General features: G+C 35.3%; 6 protein-coding genes. 2 read left to right on the forward strand and 4 right to left on the reverse strand.

Features of this window, described 5'->3' with window-relative positions:
• Positions 1 to 5: 5 nt before the first annotated feature.
• From KFE69_08515 to KFE69_08530, 4 genes are all read right to left on the reverse strand, one after another.
• Positions 6 to 329, reverse strand: a complete 324-nt coding sequence (locus KFE69_08515; GenBank protein UTW41551.1) for a hypothetical protein — start codon at positions 327 to 329, stop codon at positions 6 to 8.
• Between the two features lie 165 nt (positions 330 to 494).
• The gene (locus KFE69_08520) at positions 495 to 1,646 is read right to left on the reverse strand and encodes an NAD-binding protein (protein ID UTW41552.1); all 1,152 of its coding nucleotides are present in this window, start codon (positions 1,644 to 1,646) and stop codon (positions 495 to 497) included.
• A gap of 139 nt (positions 1,647 to 1,785) precedes the next feature.
• A complete protein-coding gene (locus KFE69_08525; GenBank protein ID UTW41553.1) occupies positions 1,786 to 2,304 on the reverse strand; it encodes an IS5 family transposase in 519 nt (172 codons plus the stop codon).
• Between the two features lie 784 nt (positions 2,305 to 3,088).
• Positions 3,089 to 17,752 (reverse strand): VCBS domain-containing protein, encoded by a 14,664-nt coding sequence (locus KFE69_08530; GenBank protein ID UTW41554.1) that lies wholly within the window; start codon positions 17,750 to 17,752, stop codon positions 3,089 to 3,091.
• A 269-nt stretch (positions 17,753 to 18,021) separates the two neighbouring features.
• On the opposite strand from KFE69_08530, the gene KFE69_08535 reads away from it, so the two are divergent.
• A complete protein-coding gene (locus KFE69_08535) occupies positions 18,022 to 18,750 on the forward strand; it encodes an IS4 family transposase (GenBank protein ID UTW44042.1) in 729 nt (242 codons plus the stop codon).
• 358 nt (positions 18,751 to 19,108) lie between these two features.
• Positions 19,109 to 19,999: a LysR family transcriptional regulator gene (locus KFE69_08540; protein UTW41555.1), complete on the forward strand. Its 891-nt coding sequence runs from the start codon at positions 19,109 to 19,111 to the stop codon at positions 19,997 to 19,999.
• Positions 20,000 to 20,033 lie beyond the last annotated feature (34 nt).

Consider the following 20,033-nt stretch of genomic DNA (forward strand, 5'->3'; position numbering starts at 1 on the left):
TTATCTCAACATTCATTACTATTTATTGATTTTTCCGCTTTTTCTTCTTCTATTCCTTTCTGATAGTCATATAATAAATAAAGACTTGTATCTTTTACTGTTTGAAAATCGCTTAACGTTGTTTTTTCATTAGATTCAAGAAACATCTCACATGCTTGTACCCATACATCACCTACCAATTTAATATTGCAACCCCCTGATTTCCTATGATGTGTATCAGATGAGCGCTTTAAATAAGTATTATATGCCTTATTTCTATTTTCATAGGAATCAAACTCAAGATAAAAGCCCCTATCATGGCTTTTATCATTGCTTTTAATTCTTGTCATTTTCTCAAATCCATCTGATTGTATCAAATATTTAAGTAAACAATCTTTTTGAGATAATAAATATAATTCTTGGTAACCAAAATTATTGTTTTTCATTAGTTTTATTTGTTTCTTTTATTAAAAAGATTAATATAAAACATTTAGTTGTGCAATACAATAATAATATCACAATGCTTTTTGCATCATTTCTGATGCAGCCATAACTAAAGGAGATATAATAAACTGCGCACCTAAGCTTTTTGCTTTTCTTATATTTGACTTCTGGTTAATACGTGTAATTACCTTAACATCATTGATGTTTTTTTCTTTTGATAATTCAGCCACTGTTAACAATGCCAAAATATTATCTGCGTCTTTTTCATAAGCTAAGATAACTGACCGTGCTTTATCAATATTTGCTTTTTCTAATATGACCTCATTGGAAGCATTTCCCTTTACAACAAATTGGTCTAGCTCCTGTAATAAAGGATCATGCGTATTATCTTCAACAATCAAAAATGGCGTTTCATTTTTTTGACACTGATTAATAATAATTTGTGTTAATGTATTATAACCACAAATAATAACATGATTTTTCATATATTTTTTCCCTTTATTCAGTGTCTTAAATAAATCTTGAATACGATCAGATAAAGCACCAATTACATAGGTTAGAATCGTTGCAAAAGCACCCAAACCAACAAATATCATCGACACAACAAATAATTTTGCATTTTGTGTTACTGGCGTTATATCACCATAGCCAACTGTACTAAATGTTTCAATAGTAAAATAAAGTGCATCAGTTAATGATTTTAAATCATTAAATTCATCCTTTAACATATAGCTACCAATTACACCATACAATAAAGCTAATACGAATGACACAATGACAATAAATTGAGAATAACTGAGTGTAAATAACTTTGTTTGCTGATCAAAGATTTGATAACAAGCAACTAAAGCTAGCATCTCAATTAAATAAAACCAAGTCAATAAATTACTACATCCATGAATCATAAAGCTATTGCTTAAAAGTATAAATAGCATTAATAATGCTAATGCCCAAAAAAAGCGTAGCCTTCTATAAATGCCTCTACCGGTTAAAAGCAATAAATAGCCAAATACAATTAAAACCGCCACATTAAACTTTAGCGGTGTACTCATTGTAATAAATTGTGCAATAAATTCGGCATGCGGTAATGATAAAACATCTCTAAAATAAGGATAGGTTCCTAAAAGAATTGACATTAAGCCATTTATAACTAATAAAAATGAAAAGAATAAAGGAATGTAACGAAGTTTTATTTTGTCATTTTTAATTAAACTTAACAGCATGTTTTATCTTTATTTAATCAGTTTACCTAACTATAAATTATATACGAAATAGTAAAATTTGTTAGTTTATAACTATTGATATATTTTATGCTAAACTATCCGATATGATTTCAAGCAAATGCATTTTTTACCAACTTTTCTAAAAAAATCTCACACTACGAAACTGTTTTATTTTAGAAAAGAAACATTCAATTAAATACCTTTCTTTATAAATATGCTTATCAAATTGATGAGGTATAATGGCATTGGATCTTGATGGTATAACAACTTCACAATGATTATCGTTTAACATTTTCTTCATTTTATTTGAATAATAAACTTTATCAGCAAGAGCAGTTGTATGTTTAACATACTTTAACAGTTGGTAAGCTACTAGCATATCATGTTCTTTGCCTTCAGTTAACCTAAATATAATAGGGTTACCTAATGCATCAGCAACAGCGTGAATTCGAGTAGTAAAACCACCAACACTTCTGCCTAAAGCATATGACTTATTACCATTAAGTATTTGACCAGAAGCACAAGCATGTGCCCTAACAATAGTAGCATCAATCATAAGCTCTTGGAAATCAATGACCTTAGCTTGTTGGGTGACTGCACTTACAATATCTACTAAAAACGGTGGGACATTGAAGCTTATCATAGATCTCTGAAACAAAATACCTCTTTAACGAAATCACCAACGAGTACTCAAAAAACACAAATAAATCATATTGGTTTAAGTTTGATTGCATATTCGAGACTTAAAAGTTTAAAAACACTTCAAAAAAATAATCATTATGCTATCAAAAGGAAATTATTAATTGCTGCTAATCAGGCCAACTATAAAGCTTATTTGGATATGAAATTAGAATATGAAAAATAAAAAAGTGCGTAACTCCAGTTATCACTGAAATCTTGACGTCTAAATATAATATTTAATTCCTTTGAATGCCTGGATAATGTGGTGTAATTAGGTGCTTTCAACTTCAAACCCATTTGAGAGAGTGAGCCTTTAATAAATCCTTGTGTTTAACGAAATGGGATTCTAAAGAAATAGCATATGGTTAGAATAAACTCAATAATTTAATCACTATAAGTATTAGAACGGCCTGATTTTGGATCTAAATCATCTGTAGCATACCACCAGATACTTATATCAGCAGAAAATTGTAAAAAAATATTTCCCGCATCAATTTTAGATTAATTATATGATGAACAGTTTTTAGGTTTATACTGCTTCTTTTCCATAACTGCTTAACACTTAAATGAAAAAAAGTATGAATAAAGAATAATAAGAGTGTCAATATCTTAATTATGCAACAAGCCCCATTAATATCTAAAGGTAAGGTAAATTGGGCCATTTTTACAAAATTTTTATTTTTTATGACACCATTGTAACCCTTATCTCTCCTATATCCCAAACCCACAAAAACTGGAAAAGAGCCTATATTTATTTGAAATTATCCAAATAATCTCAGTAAATATTTTTTCATCTTCTCCACTTGATAGCGGGAAGTTATTTCTTTAGTTTTAGCATCTAACTGCTTATCAAGCTTGGAATTTTTATCATTTGAAAATATAGATTCTTTTAAAGCTGCTAAATATCCAGAATTAATAACTGAAACCGAACCTAGTTTAGTGATATTTTTTTCCATTTCTTGTTTGTTTGATGCTACTAAATCTCTAATAGAGTTTTCCAATTCATTTACCACAAGATTTTCATCAGTTTCTTCTTCAGATATATTGATTATAAAATATAATTCATATTGAAGTTGATCATCTTTATAAATTTTAATACTAGTTTGTACAGTATGCCCAACTTCTGCATTTGAGTTAGATTGAAACTCTAAACTTAGTATGCCATTATTATTTTTTTGATTAAAACTACCTTCTCCAGATATTACTGATGTATTTATTGTAACACCAGGGCTTGTAGAAATTGATAGTAAATTAATACTCTTACCTTTAGGAACATCTACAATATATGGATCACCAAATGATCTTTCAGCATCATAAACATTTCTTACATCTAAAGACAATAATAGTGGAAGTTCATACTCTAGATTAGCATTTTGATCTATTTTAAGATTTATTAAAAAATCACTATCTTGTTGGTTTATAAACATCCTATTGATACCATCATTAGGCTTATAAATTCGGTTATATACCTCTGAAATATGTGGATCATCTTGAGTACCAGTAATTGCAATTACCACATCCTGAGTATTCAATCCTCCTTGACTGTCTGTTGCAATAATTCTATAGATTAAAACTAAGTTCTCTCCTTCAGCTAAATAATTAAAAGCATCTATTCCAGTGTCAAAATCCCAATTAAATCGCATACTTGTTGCCGCATTATCTAATATAGGATTACGAATCAAACTAAACATTGCTAATAATTCTGCATTTGTCTGTCCATTTAAATTACCTATCACATTAACTATTGGATTTATAATCAAATTAACTTCATCTGATAAATCTAAATCAGTTATTGTTAATGTGCCTGAAATTGACAAGCTCAAATCAGTCTCTGTTAAGCTTTCAGCTGCTGAATCACCGGCTTCAATAGAGATAACTGGTGCATCGTTGGTGCCATTTATAGTAATCACTACATCTTGTGTATCGGTAGCACTTTCGCTATCTGTTACTGTTAAGCTATAGGTTAATACTAATGATTCACCTGCTGCTAAATAATCAAAGGCCTCTACCCCTGAGTCAAAGCTCCAAGTAAAGGTATCTTGCATTTCTGCACCATCAATAAAGTTACCTGTTGTTGCACTCATCATGCCTAAAAGAGTTACATTGGCAATGCCTGAAGTATCGCCTGACTCTACTACTGAAGTAACAGCAACTGAAACCGTATCGGTTAAATCAAGATCGGTTGTTGTTAACGTATCACTAACTGTTAAACCAGCATTACTCTCTGTTAAGCTTTCAGCTGCTGAATCACCGGCTTCAATAGAGATAACTGGTGCATCGTTGGTGCCATTTATAGTAATCACTACATCTTGTGTATCGGTAGCACTTTCGCTATCTGTTACTGTTAAGGTATAGGTTAATACTAATGATTCACCCGCTGCTAAATAATCAAAGGCCTCTAATCCTGAATCAAAGCTCCAAGTAAAGGTATCAACCGTTTCTGTACCATCAATAAAGTTACCTGTTGTTGCACTCATCATGCCTAAAAGAGTTACATTGGCAATGCCTGAAGTATCGCCTGACTCTACTACTGAAGTAACAGCAACTGAAACCGTATCGGTTAAATCAAGATCGGTTGTTGTTAACGTATCACTAACTGTTAAACCAGCATTACTCTCTGTTAAGCTTTCAGCTGCTGAATCACCGGCTTCAATAGAGATAACTGGTGCATCGTTGGTGCCATTTATAGTAATCACTACATCTTGTGTATCGGTAGCACTTTCGCTATCTGTTACTGTTAAGGTATAGGTTAATACTAATGATTCACCTGCTGCTAAATAATCAAAGGCCTCTACCCCGGAATCAAAGCTCCAAGTAAAGGTATCTTGCATTTCTGCACCATCAATAAAGTTACCTGTTGTTGCACTCATCATGCCTAAAAGAGTTGCATTGGCAATGCCGGATACATCACCACTTTCTACAACACTTGAAACTGCAACTGAAACTGTATCGGTTAAATCAAGATCGGTTGTTGTTAACGTATCACTAACTGTTAAGCCAGCATTACTCTCTGTTAAGCTTTCAGCTGCTGAATCACCGGCTTCAATAGAGATAACTGGTGCATCGTTGGTACCGTTAATGGTAATTACAACAGTTTGGGTATCAGTAGCGCCTGTTGGTGCATCTGTTACTGTTAGGGTATAGGTTAATACTAATGATTCACCCGCTGCTAAATAATCAAAGGCCTCTACCCCTGAGTCAAAGCTCCAACTAAAGGTATCAACCGTTTCTGTACCATCAATAAAGTTACCTGTTGTTGCACTCATCATGCCTAAAAGAGTTGCATTGGCGATGCCTGAAGTATTGCCTGATTCAATTACGCTACTAACTGCTACAGATACCGTATCGGTTAAATCAAGATCGGTTGTTGTTAACGTATCACTAACTGTTAAACCAGCATTACTCTCTGTTAAGCTTTCAGCTGCTGAATCACCGGCTTCAATAGAGATAACTGGTGCATCGTTGGTGCCATTTATAGTAATCACTACATCTTGTGTATCGGTAGCACTTTCGCTATCTGTTACTGTTAAGGTATAGGTTAATACTAATGACTCACCCTCTGCTAAATAATCAAAGGCCTCTACCCCTGAGTCAAAGCTCCAAGTAAAGGTATCAACCGTTTCTGCACCATCAATAAAGTTACCTGTTGTTGCATTCATCATGCCTAAAAGAGTTGCATTGGCAATGCCTGAAGTATTGCCTGACTCAACTACGCTACTAACTGCTACAGATACCGTATCGGTTAAATCAAGATCAGTTGTTGTTAAAGTATCACTAACTGTTAAACCAGCATTACTCTCTGTTAAGCTTTCAGCTGCTGAATCACCGGCTTCAATAGAGATAACTGGTGCATCGTTGGTGCCATTTATAGTAATCACTACATCTTGTGTATCGGTAGCACTTTCGCTATCTGTTACTGTTAAGGTATAGGTTAATACTAATGATTCACCTGCTGCTAAATAATCAAAGGCCTCACTACCTGAGTCAAAGCTCCAAGTAAAGGTATCAACCGTTTCTGTACCATCAATAAAGTTACCTGTTGTTGCACTCATCATGCCTAAAAGAGTTGCATTGGCAATGCCGGATACATCACCACTTTCTACAACACTTGAAACTGCAACTGAAACTGTATCGGTTAAATCAAGATCAGTTGTTGTTAAAGTATCACTAACTGTTAAACCAGCATTGCTCTCTGTTAAGCTTTCAGCTGCTGAATCACCGGCTTCAATAGAGATAACTGGTGCATCGTTGGTACCGTTAATGGTAATTACAACAGTTTGGGTATCAGTAGCGCCTGTTGGTGCATCTGTTACTGTTAGGGTATAGGTTAATACTAATGATTCACCCGCTGCTAAATAATCAAAGGCCTCTACCCCTGAGTCAAAGCTCCAAGTAAAGGTATCAACCGTTTCTGTACCATCAATAAAGTTACCTGTTGTTGCACTCATCATGCCTAAAAGAGTTGCATTGGCAATGCCGGAAGTATTGCCTGACTCAACTACTGAAGTAACAGCAACTGAAACTGTATCGGTTAAATCAAGATCAGTTGTTGTTAAAGTATCACTAACTGTTAAACCAGCATTACTCTCTGTTAAGCTTTCAGCTGCTGAATCACCGGCTTCAATAGAGATAACTGGTGCATCGTTGGTACCGTTAATGGTAATTACAACAGTTTGGGTATCAGTAGCGCCTGTTGGTGCATCTGTTACTGTTAAGGTATAAGTTAATACTAATGACTCACCCGCTGCTAAATAATCAAAGGCCTCTACCCCTGAGTCAAAGCTCCAAGTAAAGGTATCAACCGTTTCTGTACCATCAATAAAGTTACCTGTTGTTGCACTCATCATGCCTAAAAGAGTTGCATTGGCAATGCCTGAAGTATCGCCTGACTCAACTACTGAAGTAACAGCAACTGAAACTGTATCGGTTAAATCAAGATCGGTTGTTGTTAACGTATCACTAACTGTTAAACCAGCATTACTCTCTGTTAAGCTTTCAGCTGCTGAATCACCGGCTTCAATAGAGATAACTGGTGCATCGTTGGTGCCATTTATAGTAATCACTACATCTTGTGTATCGGTAGCACTTTCGCTATCTGTTACTGTTAAGGTATAGGTTAATACTAATGATTCACCTGCTGCTAAATAATCAAAGGCCTCTACCCCGGAATCAAAGCTCCAAGTAAAGGTATCAACCGTTTCTGTACCATCAATAAAGTTACCTGTTGTTGCACTCATCATGCCTAAAAGAGTTGCATTGGCAATGCCTGAAGTATCGCCTGACTCAACTACTGAAGTAACAGCAACTGAAACTGTATCGGTTAAATCAAGATCGGTTGTTGTTAACGTATCACTAACTGTTAAACCAGCATTACTCTCTGTTAAGCTTTCAGCTGCTGAATCACCGGCTTCAATAGAGATAACTGGTGCATCGTTGGTGCCATTTATAGTAATCACTACATCTTGTGTATCGGTAGCACTTTCGCTATCTGTTACTGTTAAGGTATAGGTTAATACTAATGATTCACCCGCTGCTAAATAATCAAAGGCCTCTAATCCTGAATCAAAGCTCCAAGTAAAGGTATCAACCGTTTCTGTACCATCAATAAAGTTACCTGTTGTTGCACTCATCATGCCTAAAAGAGTTGCATTGGCAATGCCGGATACATCACCACTTTCTACAACACTTGAAACTGCAACTGAAACTGTATCGGTTAAATCAAGATCAGTTGTTGTTAAAGTATCACTAACTGTTAAACCAGCATTGCTCTCTGTTAAGCTTTCAGCTGCTGAATCACCGGCTTCAATAGAGATAACTGGTGCATCGTTGGTACCGTTAATGGTAATTACAACAGTTTGGGTATCAGTAGCGCCTGTTGGTGCATCTGTTACTGTTAGGGTATAGGTTAATACTAATGATTCACCCGCTGCTAAATAATCAAAGGCCTCTAATCCTGAATCAAAGCTCCAAGTAAAGGTATCAACCGTTTCTGTACCATCAATAAAGTTACCTGTTGTTGCACTCATCATGCCTAAAAGAGTTGCATTGGCAATGCCTGAAGTATTGCCTGATTCTACTACTGAAGTAACAGCAACTGAAACCGTATCGGTTAAATCAAGATCGGTTGTTGTTAACGTATCACTAACTGTTAAACCAGCATTACTCTCTGTTAAGCTTTCAGCTGCTGAATCACCGGCTTCAATAGAGATAACTGGTGCATCGTTGGTGCCATTTATAGTAATCACTACATCTTGTGTATCGGTAGCACTTTCGCTATCTGTTACTGTTAAGGTATAAGTTAATACTAATGATTCACCCGCTGCTAAATAATCAAAGGCCTCTACCCCGGAATCAAAGCTCCAAGTAAAGGTATCAACCGTTTCTGTACCATCAATAAAGTTACCTGTTGTTGCACTCATCATGCCTAAAAGAGTTGCATTGGCAATGCCGGAAGTATTGCCTGACTCAACTACTGAAGTAACAGCAACTGAAACTGTATCGGTTAAATCAAGATCAGTTGTTGTTAACGTATCACTAACTGTTAAACCAGCATTACTCTCTGTTAAGCTTTCAGCTGCTGAATCACCGGCTTCAATAGAGATAACTGGTGCATCGTTGGTACCGTTAATGGTAATTACAACAGTTTGGGTATCAGTAGCGCCTGTTGGTGCATCTGTTACTGTTAAGGTATAAGTTAATACTAATGATTCACTCGCTGCTAAATAATCAAAGGCCTCTACCCCGGAATCAAAGCTCCAAGTAAAGGTATCAACCGTTTCTGTACCATCAATAAAGTTACCTGTTGTTGCACTCATCATGCCTAAAAGAGTTGCATTGGCAATGCCGGAAGTATTGCCTGACTCAACTACTGAAGTAACAGCAACTGAAACTGTATCGATTAAATCAAGATCAGTTGTTGTTAAAGTATCACTAACTGTTAAACCAGCATTGCTCTCTGTTAAGCTTTCAGCTGCTGAATCACCGGCTTCAATAGAGATAACTGGTGCATCGTTGGTACCGTTAATGGTAATTACAACAGTTTGGGTATCAGTAGCGCCTGTTGGTGCATCTGTTACTGTTAGGGTATAGGTTAATACTAATGATTCACCCGCTGCTAAATAATCAAAGGCCTCTACCCCTGAGTCAAAGCTCCAAGTAAAGGTATCAACCGTTTCTGTACCATCAATAAAGTTACCTGTTGTTGCACTCATCATGCCTAAAAGAGTTACATTGGCAATGCCGGATACATCACCACTTTCTACAACACTTGAAACTGCAACTGAAACTGTATCGGTTAAATCAAGATCAGTTGTTGTTAAAGTATCACTAACTGTTAAACCAGCATTGCTCTCTGTTAAGCTTTCAGCTGCTGAATCACCGGCTTCAATAGAGATAACTGGTGCATCGTTGGTACCGTTAATGGTAATTACAACAGTTTGGGTATCAGTAGCGCCTGTTGGTGCATCTGTTACTGTTAGGGTATAGGTTAATACTAATGATTCACCCGCTGCTAAATAATCAAAGGCCTCTACCCCGGAATCAAAGCTCCAAGTAAAGGTATCAACCGTTTCTGTACCATCAATAAAGTTACCTGTTGTTGCACTCATCATGCCTAAAAGAGTTGCATTGGCAATGCCTGAAGTATCGCCTGACTCAACTACTGAAGTAACAGCAACTGAAACTGTATCGGTTAAATCAAGATCAGTTGTTGTTAAAGTATCACTAACTGTTAAACCAGCATTACTCTCTGTTAAGCTTTCAGCTGCTGAATCACCGGCTTCAATAGAGATAACTGGTGCATCGTTGGTGCCATTTATAGTAATCACTACATCTTGTGTATCGGTAGCACTTTCGCTATCTGTTACTGTTAAGGTATAGGTTAATACTAATGATTCACCCGCTGCTAAATAATCAAAGGCCTCTAATCCTGAATCAAAGCTCCAAGTAAAGGTATCAACCGTTTCTGTACCATCAATAAAGTTACCTGTTGTTGCACTCATCATGCCTAAAAGAGTTGCATTGGCAATGCCGGAAGTATTGCCTGACTCAACTACTGAAGTAACAGCAACTGAAACTGTATCGATTAAATCAAGATCAGTTGTTGTTAAAGTATCACTAACTGTTAAACCAGCATTGCTCTCTGTTAAGCTTTCAGCTGCTGAATCACCGGCTTCAATAGAGATAACTGGTGCATCGTTGGTACCGTTAATGGTAATTACAACAGTTTGGGTATCAGTAGCGCCTGTTGGTGCATCTGTTACTGTTAGGGTATAGGTTAATACTAATGATTCACCCGCTGCTAAATAATCAAAGGCCTCTACCCCGGAATCAAAGCTCCAAGTAAAGGTATCTTCTGTTTCTGCACCATCAATAAAGTTACCTGTTGTTGCACTCATCATGCCTAAAAGAGTTACATTGGCAATGCCGGATACATCACCACTTTCTACAACACTTGAAACTGCAACTGAAACTGTATCGGTTAAATCAAGATCAGTTGTTGTTAAAGTATCACTAACTGTTAAACCAGCATTGCTCTCTGTTAAGCTTTCAGCTGCTGAATCACCGGCTTCAATAGAGATAACTGGTGCATCGTTGGTACCGTTAATGGTAATTACAACAGTTTGGGTATCAGTAGCGCCTGTTGGTGCATCTGTTACTGTTAGGGTATAGGTTAATACTAATGATTCACCCGCTGCTAAATAATCAAAGGCCTCTACCCCGGAATCAAAGCTCCAAGTAAAGGTATCAACCGTTTCTGTACCATCAATAAAGTTACCTGTTGTTGCACTCATCATGCCTAAAAGAGTTGCATTGGCAATGCCGGAAGTATTGCCTGACTCAACTACTGAAGTAACAGCAACTGAAACTGTATCGGTTAAATCAAGATCAGTTGTTGTTAACGTATCACTAACTGTTAAACCAGCATTACTCTCTGTTAAGCTTTCAGCTGCTGAATCACCGGCTTCAATAGAGATAACTGGTGCATCGTTGGTACCGTTAATGGTAATTACAACAGTTTGGGTATCAGTAGCGCCTGTTGGTGCATCTGTTACTGTTAAGGTATAAGTTAATACTAATGATTCACCCGCTGCTAAATAATCAAAGGCCTCTACCCCGGAATCAAAGCTCCAAGTAAAGGTATCAACCGTTTCTGTACCATCAATAAAGTTACCTGTTGTTGCACTCATCATGCCTAAAAGAGTTGCATTGGCAATGCCGGAAGTATTGCCTGACTCAACTACTGAAGTAACAGCAACTGAAACTGTATCGATTAAATCAAGATCAGTTGTTGTTAAAGTATCACTAACTGTTAAACCAGCATTACTCTCTGTTAAGCTTTCAGCTGCTGAATCACCGGCTTCAATAGAGATAACTGGTGCATCGTTGGTGCCATTTATAGTAATCACTACATCTTGTGTATCGGTAGCACTTTCGCTATCTGTTACTGTTAAGGTATAGGTTAATACTAATGATTCACCCGCTGCTAAATAATCAAAGGCCTCTACCCCGGAATCAAAGCTCCAAGTAAAGGTATCAACCGTTTCTGCACCATCAATAAAGTTACCTGTTGTTGCACTCATCATGCCTAAAAGAGTTATATTGGCAATGCCGGATACATCACCACTTTCTACAACACTTGAAACTGCAACTGAAACTGTATCAGTTAAATCAAGATCGGTTGTTGTTAACGTATCACTAACTGTTAAACCAGCATTACTTTCTGTTAAGCTTTCAGCTGCTGAATCACCGGCTTCAATAGAGATAACTGGTGCATCGTTGGTGCCATTTATAGTAATCACTACATCTTGTGTATCGGTAGCACTTTCGCTATCTGTTACTGTTAAGCTATAGGTTAATACTAATGATTCACCCGCTGCTAAATAATCAAAGGCCTCACTACCTGAGTCAAAGCTCCAAGTAAAGGTATCAACCGTTTCTGCACCATCAATAAAGTTACCTGTTGTTGCACTCATCATCCCTAAAAGAGTTGCATTGGCAATGCCTGAAGTATCGCCTGACTCAACTACAGTGGTAATAGCAACACTTACGGTATCTGTTATATCTAAATCAGTAACAGTTAAAGTACCTGATGAAGTTAAACCTGTATTTATTTCATCTAAAGAAATTGATGTATATGAGCGAGGGCTATAAACTCTTACATGGCCACTACTACTTCCACTTCCATCATTACCAACAGCACTAATTGCTACAATATTACCATCAGCACTTAAACTAACTGAAAAGCCGCTTTGATCACCTAGGGCTTCACCATCAATATCATTTCCTAATTGAATCCAGCTAACACCATCCCATTGATAAATCCTAACATGGCCACTAACATTTCCATTATTATCATTAAAAGGGGCACCAATGGCTACTATATTACCATCAGAACTTAGACTGACTGAATAGCCACTTAAATCATCTGCTGCTTTACCGTCAATATCATTCCCTAATTGAATCCAACTTACACCATCCCATTGATAAATCCTAACATGGCCACTATTACTTCCACTTCCATCATTACTAGTAGCACCAATTGCTACAATATTACCATCAGAACTTAAACTGACTGAATAGCCACTTAAATCACCTGCTGCTTCACCATCAATATCATTCCCTAATTGAATCCAACTAACACCATCCCATTGATAAATCCTAACATGACCACTATTACTTCCATTTCCATCATTACCATTAGCACCAATAGCTACAATATTACCATCAGAGCTTAAACTGACTGAATAGCCACTTAAATCACCTGCTGCTTCACCATCAATATCATTCCCTAATTGAACCCAACTACTACCATTCCATTGATAAACTCTAACATGGCCACTACTACTTCCATTTCCATCATTAAGACGTGCACCAATTGCTACAACATTACCATCAGCACTTAAACTTACAGAATGACCATTTACATCAGAACTTGTTTCACCATCAATATCACTCCCTAATTGAACCCAACTACTACCATCCCATTGATAAATTCTTACATGACCACTATTAATTCCATTATCATCATTAAAAGGGGCACCAATGGCTACTATATTACCATCAGCACTTAAACTGACTGAAAAGCCGCTTTGATCATCTAGTGTTTCACCATCAATATCATTTCCTAATTGAACCCAGCTAACACCATCCCATTGATAAATCCTAACATGGCCACTATCACTTCCATTTCCATCATTAGAAGAAGCACCAATGGCTAAAGTATTACCATCAGCACTTAAACTTATAGAGCGACCACTTAGGTCACCTAGTGCCTCACCATCGATATCATTTCCTAATTGCAAAAATTCAAATGCTGCATTTGATGATAAATCATTTATTTCTGGATCATCATTAGTACCATTAATGGTAATTACTATATCATGGGTTCCTATACCACCTTGAGAGTCTGTTGCTTCAATAGTATAAGTTAAGACTAAGGACTGACCTAAAGCTAAGTAATTAAATGCTTCTACCCCTGAGTTAAAGCTCCAAGTAAAGGTATCTTCTGTTTCTGCACCATCAATAAAGTTACCTGTTGTTGCACTCATCATCCCTAAAAGAGTTGCATTGGCAATGCCGGATACATCACCACTTTCTACAACACTTGAAACTGCAACTGAAACCGTATCAGTTAAATCAAGATCGGTTGTTGTTAAAGTATCACTAACTGTTAAACCAGCATTGCTCTCTGTTAAGCTTTCAGAAGCTGAATCTCCTGCTTCAATAGAGATAACTGGTGCATCGTTAGTACCGTTAATGGTAATTGCAACCGTTTGGGTATCAGTAGCGCCTGTTGGTGCATCTGTTACTGTTAAGCTATAGGTTAATACTAATGACTCACCCGCTGCTAAATAATCAAAGGCCTCTACCCCTGAGTTAAAGCTCCAAGTAAAGGTATCTTCTGTTTCTGCACCATCAATAAAGTTACCTGTTGTTGCACTCATCATTGCAAGTAAGGTTGCATTGGCAATGCCGGATACATCACCACTTTCTACAACACTTGAAACTGCAACTGAAACTGTATCGGTTAAATCAAGATCAGTTGTTGTTAAAGTATCACTAACTGTTAAACCAGCATTGGTCTCTGTTAAGCTTTCAGCTGCTGAATCACCGGCTTCAATAGAGATAACTGGTGCATCGTTGGTACCGTTAATGGTAATTACAACAGTTTGGGTATCAGTAGCGCCTGTTGGTGCATCTGTTACTGTTAGGGTATAGGTTAATACTAATGATTCACCCGCTGCTAAATAATCAAAGGCCTCTACCCCGGAATCAAAGCTCCAACTAAAGGTATCAACCGTTTCTGTACCATCAATAAAGTTACCTGTTGTTGCACTCATCATTGCAAGTAAGGTTGCATTGGCGATGCCTGAAGTATTGCCTGATTCAATTACGCTACTAACTGCTACAGATACCGTATCGGTTAAATCAAGATCGGTTGTTGTTAAAGTATCACTAACTGTTAAACCAGCATTACTCTCTGTTAAGCTTTCAGCTGCTGAATCTCCTGATTCAACAGTTATATTTGGAGAATTATTTGTTACTATAACATTCAGTGTTTTGCTTATTGGATCGCTTACCCCAACTTGACCATCATCTAGCGTTAATTGAATGATTCTTGAAGCAGTCGGCACCCCCATTGTTGTATTTTCATATTCAATTGCTCTAATTAATGCTTCAGCAGAAACTTCATTTGCATTAACTGAAGTAAAAATTATTTTTAAATTATTACCATTGAGACCATTATCAACGGCATCAATTGTACCAATTTGGTTGCCTTCATAACTTATTACACTTCCAGAAACTGAGATCTCTCCAGATCCACTACCAATATTCTTAATAGTAAAATCATCTTCAACATTACCAGTATTGATTAGTAATAATTCACCACTATTAAAATCTGAAGGATTTGCAGATATTGAAAATATATCATTCAAAAATATTTGTGTTTTACCTGAACCTAACGCTATATCTAGAGTTTCAAATGGCTCAAAGCTTAAATCTGCACTATGTAATTCATATCCATTTGTACCATCATTTGCTCTAAAATATAACGTATTACCAACCGCTATTAAATATGATGGGTAACTACTACTTGACCCTGCTATTATATCAGCTACTAGCTGTGCACCAGCTCCTGGATTACTTGTATCAAATGAATATAACTCATAACCATTTACACCATCATCACCCTCAAAATACAATGTACTTCCAACAAGAACTATATCACCATTATAACCATTACCCGAACCCGAATTAATATCAACCACCAGCTGCACTCCTGCACCTGGATTACTTGTATCAAATGAATATAACTCATCACCATTTACACCATCATCACCCTCAAAATACAATGTACTTCCAACAGCAATTGCATTACCATTATAACCATTACCCGAACCCGAATTAATATCAACCACCAGCTGCACTCCTGCGCCTGGATTACTTGTATCAAATGAATATAACTCATCACCATTTACACCATCATCACCTTCAAAATACAATGTACTTCCAACAGCAATTACATTACCATTATAACCACTACTCGAACCTGGCTTTATATCAGCTACTAGCTGTGCACCAGCACCTGGGTTACTTGTATCAAATGAGTATAATTCATTACCATTTGTACCATCATTTGCTCTAAAATATAACGTATTTCCAACTGCTATTAAATATGATGGGTAACTACTACTTGACCCTGCTCTTATATCAGCTACTAGCTGTGCACCAGCTCCTGGGTTACTTGTATCAAATGAGTATAATTCACCACCATTTGTACCATCATATGCTCTAAAATATAACGTATTTCCAACTGCTATTAAATTACCAATAGAACTATTACTTGACCCTGCTCTTATATCGGCTACTAGCTGTGCACCAGCTCCTGGATTACTTAGATCATATGAATATAGTTCATCACCCGTTATGCCATTGTCTCCATCAAAATATAGTGTATTTCCAACAAGAACTATATCACCATTATAACCATTACCCGAACCCGAATTAATATCAACCACCAGCTGCACTCCTGCACCTGGATTACTTGTATCAAATGAATATAACTCATCACCATTTACACCATCATCACCCTCAAAATACAATGTACTTCCAACAGCAATTACATTACCATTATAACCACTACTTGACCCTGCTCTTATATCAGCTACTAAATTTGTAGCTGACTGAGTAATAAACTGTGGTGGGTCAGCAACTAATGTTAAATCAGTAGTTTGAGTTATATTTGTCCCTGGTTGAAACCCAAAAAGATTAAAACCAGTTGTTACAACATTATTTGATATAGTAGGATTATAAGTACTATTAACACCACCTATTACACCACTACTAGCAACTTCAGTTGCACTAGTTACTCTATCAGCAGATTCACCAACTAAAGAGCTAAATTCAAATAGTAAACTTGACCCTTGAGCAGTACCATTAAATCTAACAAATATATCACTATCATCAACATCAACACTAATATTACCAGAAAAATTTTGAGGAAATCCACTTGACATAAATGAATCTGAAATTGAAACATTAGTAACTTCCGCTCCTGCAGTAACTGTAAAAGTAGAACTATATAAAGTATTTCCAGTAGTAGTAAAGATAACATTTAATGATACTTCTTCTCCTAACAAAGATGGTGTTAATATATGATCATAATTCATAGATTTTGAAAAAATACTCTGGTAATCAACATTATAATCATATTCAAAAATCCAGTTACCTCCAAGATCTTCATTTCCTGTAATATCCTCTGAAGCAGCAATACCTTTATCTATATATCCCTTTAATATGTCAATAAATGCTTGGCCCGTATCACCCTCAGCTACATTACAACCATAAAATAACAAATCACCATTGGATGAAATAGACTCCCCCCATCTAGATAAGTCATTTTGATAAGTAGGTAAATTATCAGAGTTTAATGTATTATTACCTAAATAAAGCTCTCCCTGGCGACCATGAGAAATAATATGTACTGCATCAAGATTAGAATATTTAGAAAGCATATCAGCAATTACACTAATACCGCTTTCATCTCTATTAACTACTTCAACCGAAGCTTTACGTGAGATATTTTTAATCAGTGTATGAATATCTTTAACTCTTGAATCAATAATTATAACTTCTTTATAGACTGAGTAATCTTTTTCCAGATTAGGGTCATTTGAATCAAAAAGCTCAAGCAAACTATTGGTTGCATCTGCTTGATCATTACTATTTAGTGCTTCCAAAATCTTACTTTGCTCAGTTTCAGATACCCCATCAGCAATATCAACTGTCTCAACAGCAGCACCATCAAACATGAACCTTGGTTCTAAAGGCTGCATAAATTTGGAGATTTCAGTAGATTGATCATTTCTTAATTTGTTTGAAAATATATATGAAATAATTTTTGATAGTTTTTTCTTTGTCATGCCGAGCCGCCTATTTATTAAAAATATTACAATAATCAAAAATAAAGTTACATATTTATTTATATAATTTCAAATATTTTAAATAAAAAAATCACACACTACACGACAGTAACGCTGTAACCCATTGATTTTTCATTGTTATCATTCATTCTCATAGTCGCCAAAAAACAAAAAAGAGCGATATCATGAAACACATCAATGAATTACAACAGTCACTGAAGCACTATTTTAACTTATCTTTTTGAAATACTGAATGCTTAACTTACTTTATTATTGCCCTACAGATAATAAATGATGTTAATCTTTCACAAATTGCTAAATGCTTTCCATCAAAAGCATCAACTATGTCATGTTATAGACGTCTTCAACGTTTTATCACAAGGTTTGAAATATCTTTTCTTAGCCTCTGGAAACTAACCGACACCATTTTCAATTTATCTGATCAAGTAATATTATGCATGGATAGAACTAACTGGAAGTTTGGCAAGGTACATATTAATTTTCTAATGATTGCTATTGCTTATAAAGGTGTTGCAATTCCTGTGATTTGGTCACTGCTTCCTCAGCGAAAAAGAGGTAATTCAAAAGCCATTGATAGGCAGAGACTATTTGATCAACTACTTGAATTTATTCCTGCAATTAGAATTAAAACACTTTTATGTGATCGTGAATTTATTGATGGAAATTGGATAGCTTATTTGTCTAGCAAACAAGTTAAATTTGTTATTCGAGCCAAAGGTAATTACCTAGCTTCTAATAAAAAGATTTCAAAATTATTTCTAACTTTTAAAGCTTCACAAGTAAGAACACTTCATAATACAAAGTGTATAGTAGGGTGCGATTTATATGTTTCAGGACTGCGACTGCCTACAGATGAATTAGTTATTGTTATAACTAGAGAATTTAACCTAAATGCACTCGATCAATATAAAATAAGATGGGAGATTGAGTCATTTTTCTCAGCTATTAAAAAACGTGGTTTTAACCCAATTAACTGATATGCAAAAACTTTCAAGGCTTATGTTTGTTGTATCCATTGCATTAATATGATCTTATCGTACAGGTGAAATATTAGAAAGCATTAAACCTATTAGAATTAAAAAGCATGGATTTAAAGCTAAGTCTTTGATTAAAATTGGTACTGAAACTATTGCTAAATCGTTAGCTAGTGCCATTAATTCTTCAGAATATATCTGTAATATTATTAAAGCTACATTTAAACCTGAAATATCAATTAGTCAAAGAATGGCTCTGATAGGTGTCATGTAGTGTGAAAAAATTATATTTATTAATATATGCAATTATTAAACCAATACTTTATACTATCTATTGAAAGAAAAATATAAGCATATACTAATGACGTTAAATGATTTAAAAGTTCTTAAAACGATTATTGATGAAAAATGTATATCTAAAGCAGCACTAAAGCTACATTTATCGCAACCTGCTGTCAGTAATATTCTAAGAAAAATACGAATAGAATTAGATGATGAGTTATTCATTAAAAGTAATACTGAGTTAATTTTAACGAACAAAGCAAAACAAATTTATGGCTATATCCAAGAAATTTTAAAAAACTATCAACTAATATTTGAAGAAGATAAAATATACAATCCTAAAAAAGATCCAGTTAATTATCGAATTGCATGTCCTTTACACTTTATCGATTTTTTTGTTGAAGATTTATTTAAAGAAATTAAAAAACACCATTATAAAATAAAGATTGAATTATCAATACTCTCAAACTATCACCAGTTTGAAAGTTTTGACAGTTACTTTGACTTTATCATTGCATTTAATTCTGCCCCAGATAACTATATTAAAATAACATTACTCAATGATAAAATGGTTGTTGCACATCAAGGGGCATTAAATCACTTAAAAAAACCTTTGAGTTTACCTGAATATTATAATCTCGATCATTTAGTCTATTATACTGATAATAACCCTTACTCATATTTTCAAATAAAAAAGCATGACCCAAGGAATATTGTTTTTGCAGTTAATACACCGGCAGAAGTTATTTTTTCAAAAATATTAGATGAATCATTAGTCATTACAGTTGCAGAGTCCTATGCAAAATACTTTAATCTTGATTATGTTAACTTACCAACCGAACTATCTGATATGGTTTCAACTGAAAGTATGTTTTATCCAAGTTGGGCTAAACAATCTGCAGCACACCAATGGTTTAAAGTGCTTTTATTAAAGATCATTCGCCAAAACAATCCTTGTGTAAAACAATAATATTCCAATTTTTAAAATTTATAACGAACTGTAT

The organism is bacterium SCSIO 12844 (genome assembly GCA_024397935.1).
GTDB lineage: Bacteria > Pseudomonadota > Gammaproteobacteria > Francisellales > Francisellaceae > M0027.

Bases quoted from the DNA above. Each gene is read 5' to 3' on its own strand.
- KFE69_08515 (UTW41551.1), bottom strand. From the start codon at position 329: ATGACAAGAATTAAAAGCAATGATAAAAGCCATGATAGGGGCTTTTAT.
- KFE69_08540 (UTW41555.1), top strand. From the start codon at position 19,109: ATGACGTTAAATGATTTAAAAGTTCTTAAAACGATTATTGATGAAAAA.
- KFE69_08530 (UTW41554.1), bottom strand. From the start codon at position 17,752: ATGACAAAGAAAAAACTATCAAAAATTATTTCATATATATTTTCAAAC.
- KFE69_08520 (UTW41552.1), bottom strand. From the start codon at position 1,646: ATGCTGTTAAGTTTAATTAAAAATGACAAAATAAAACTTCGTTACATT.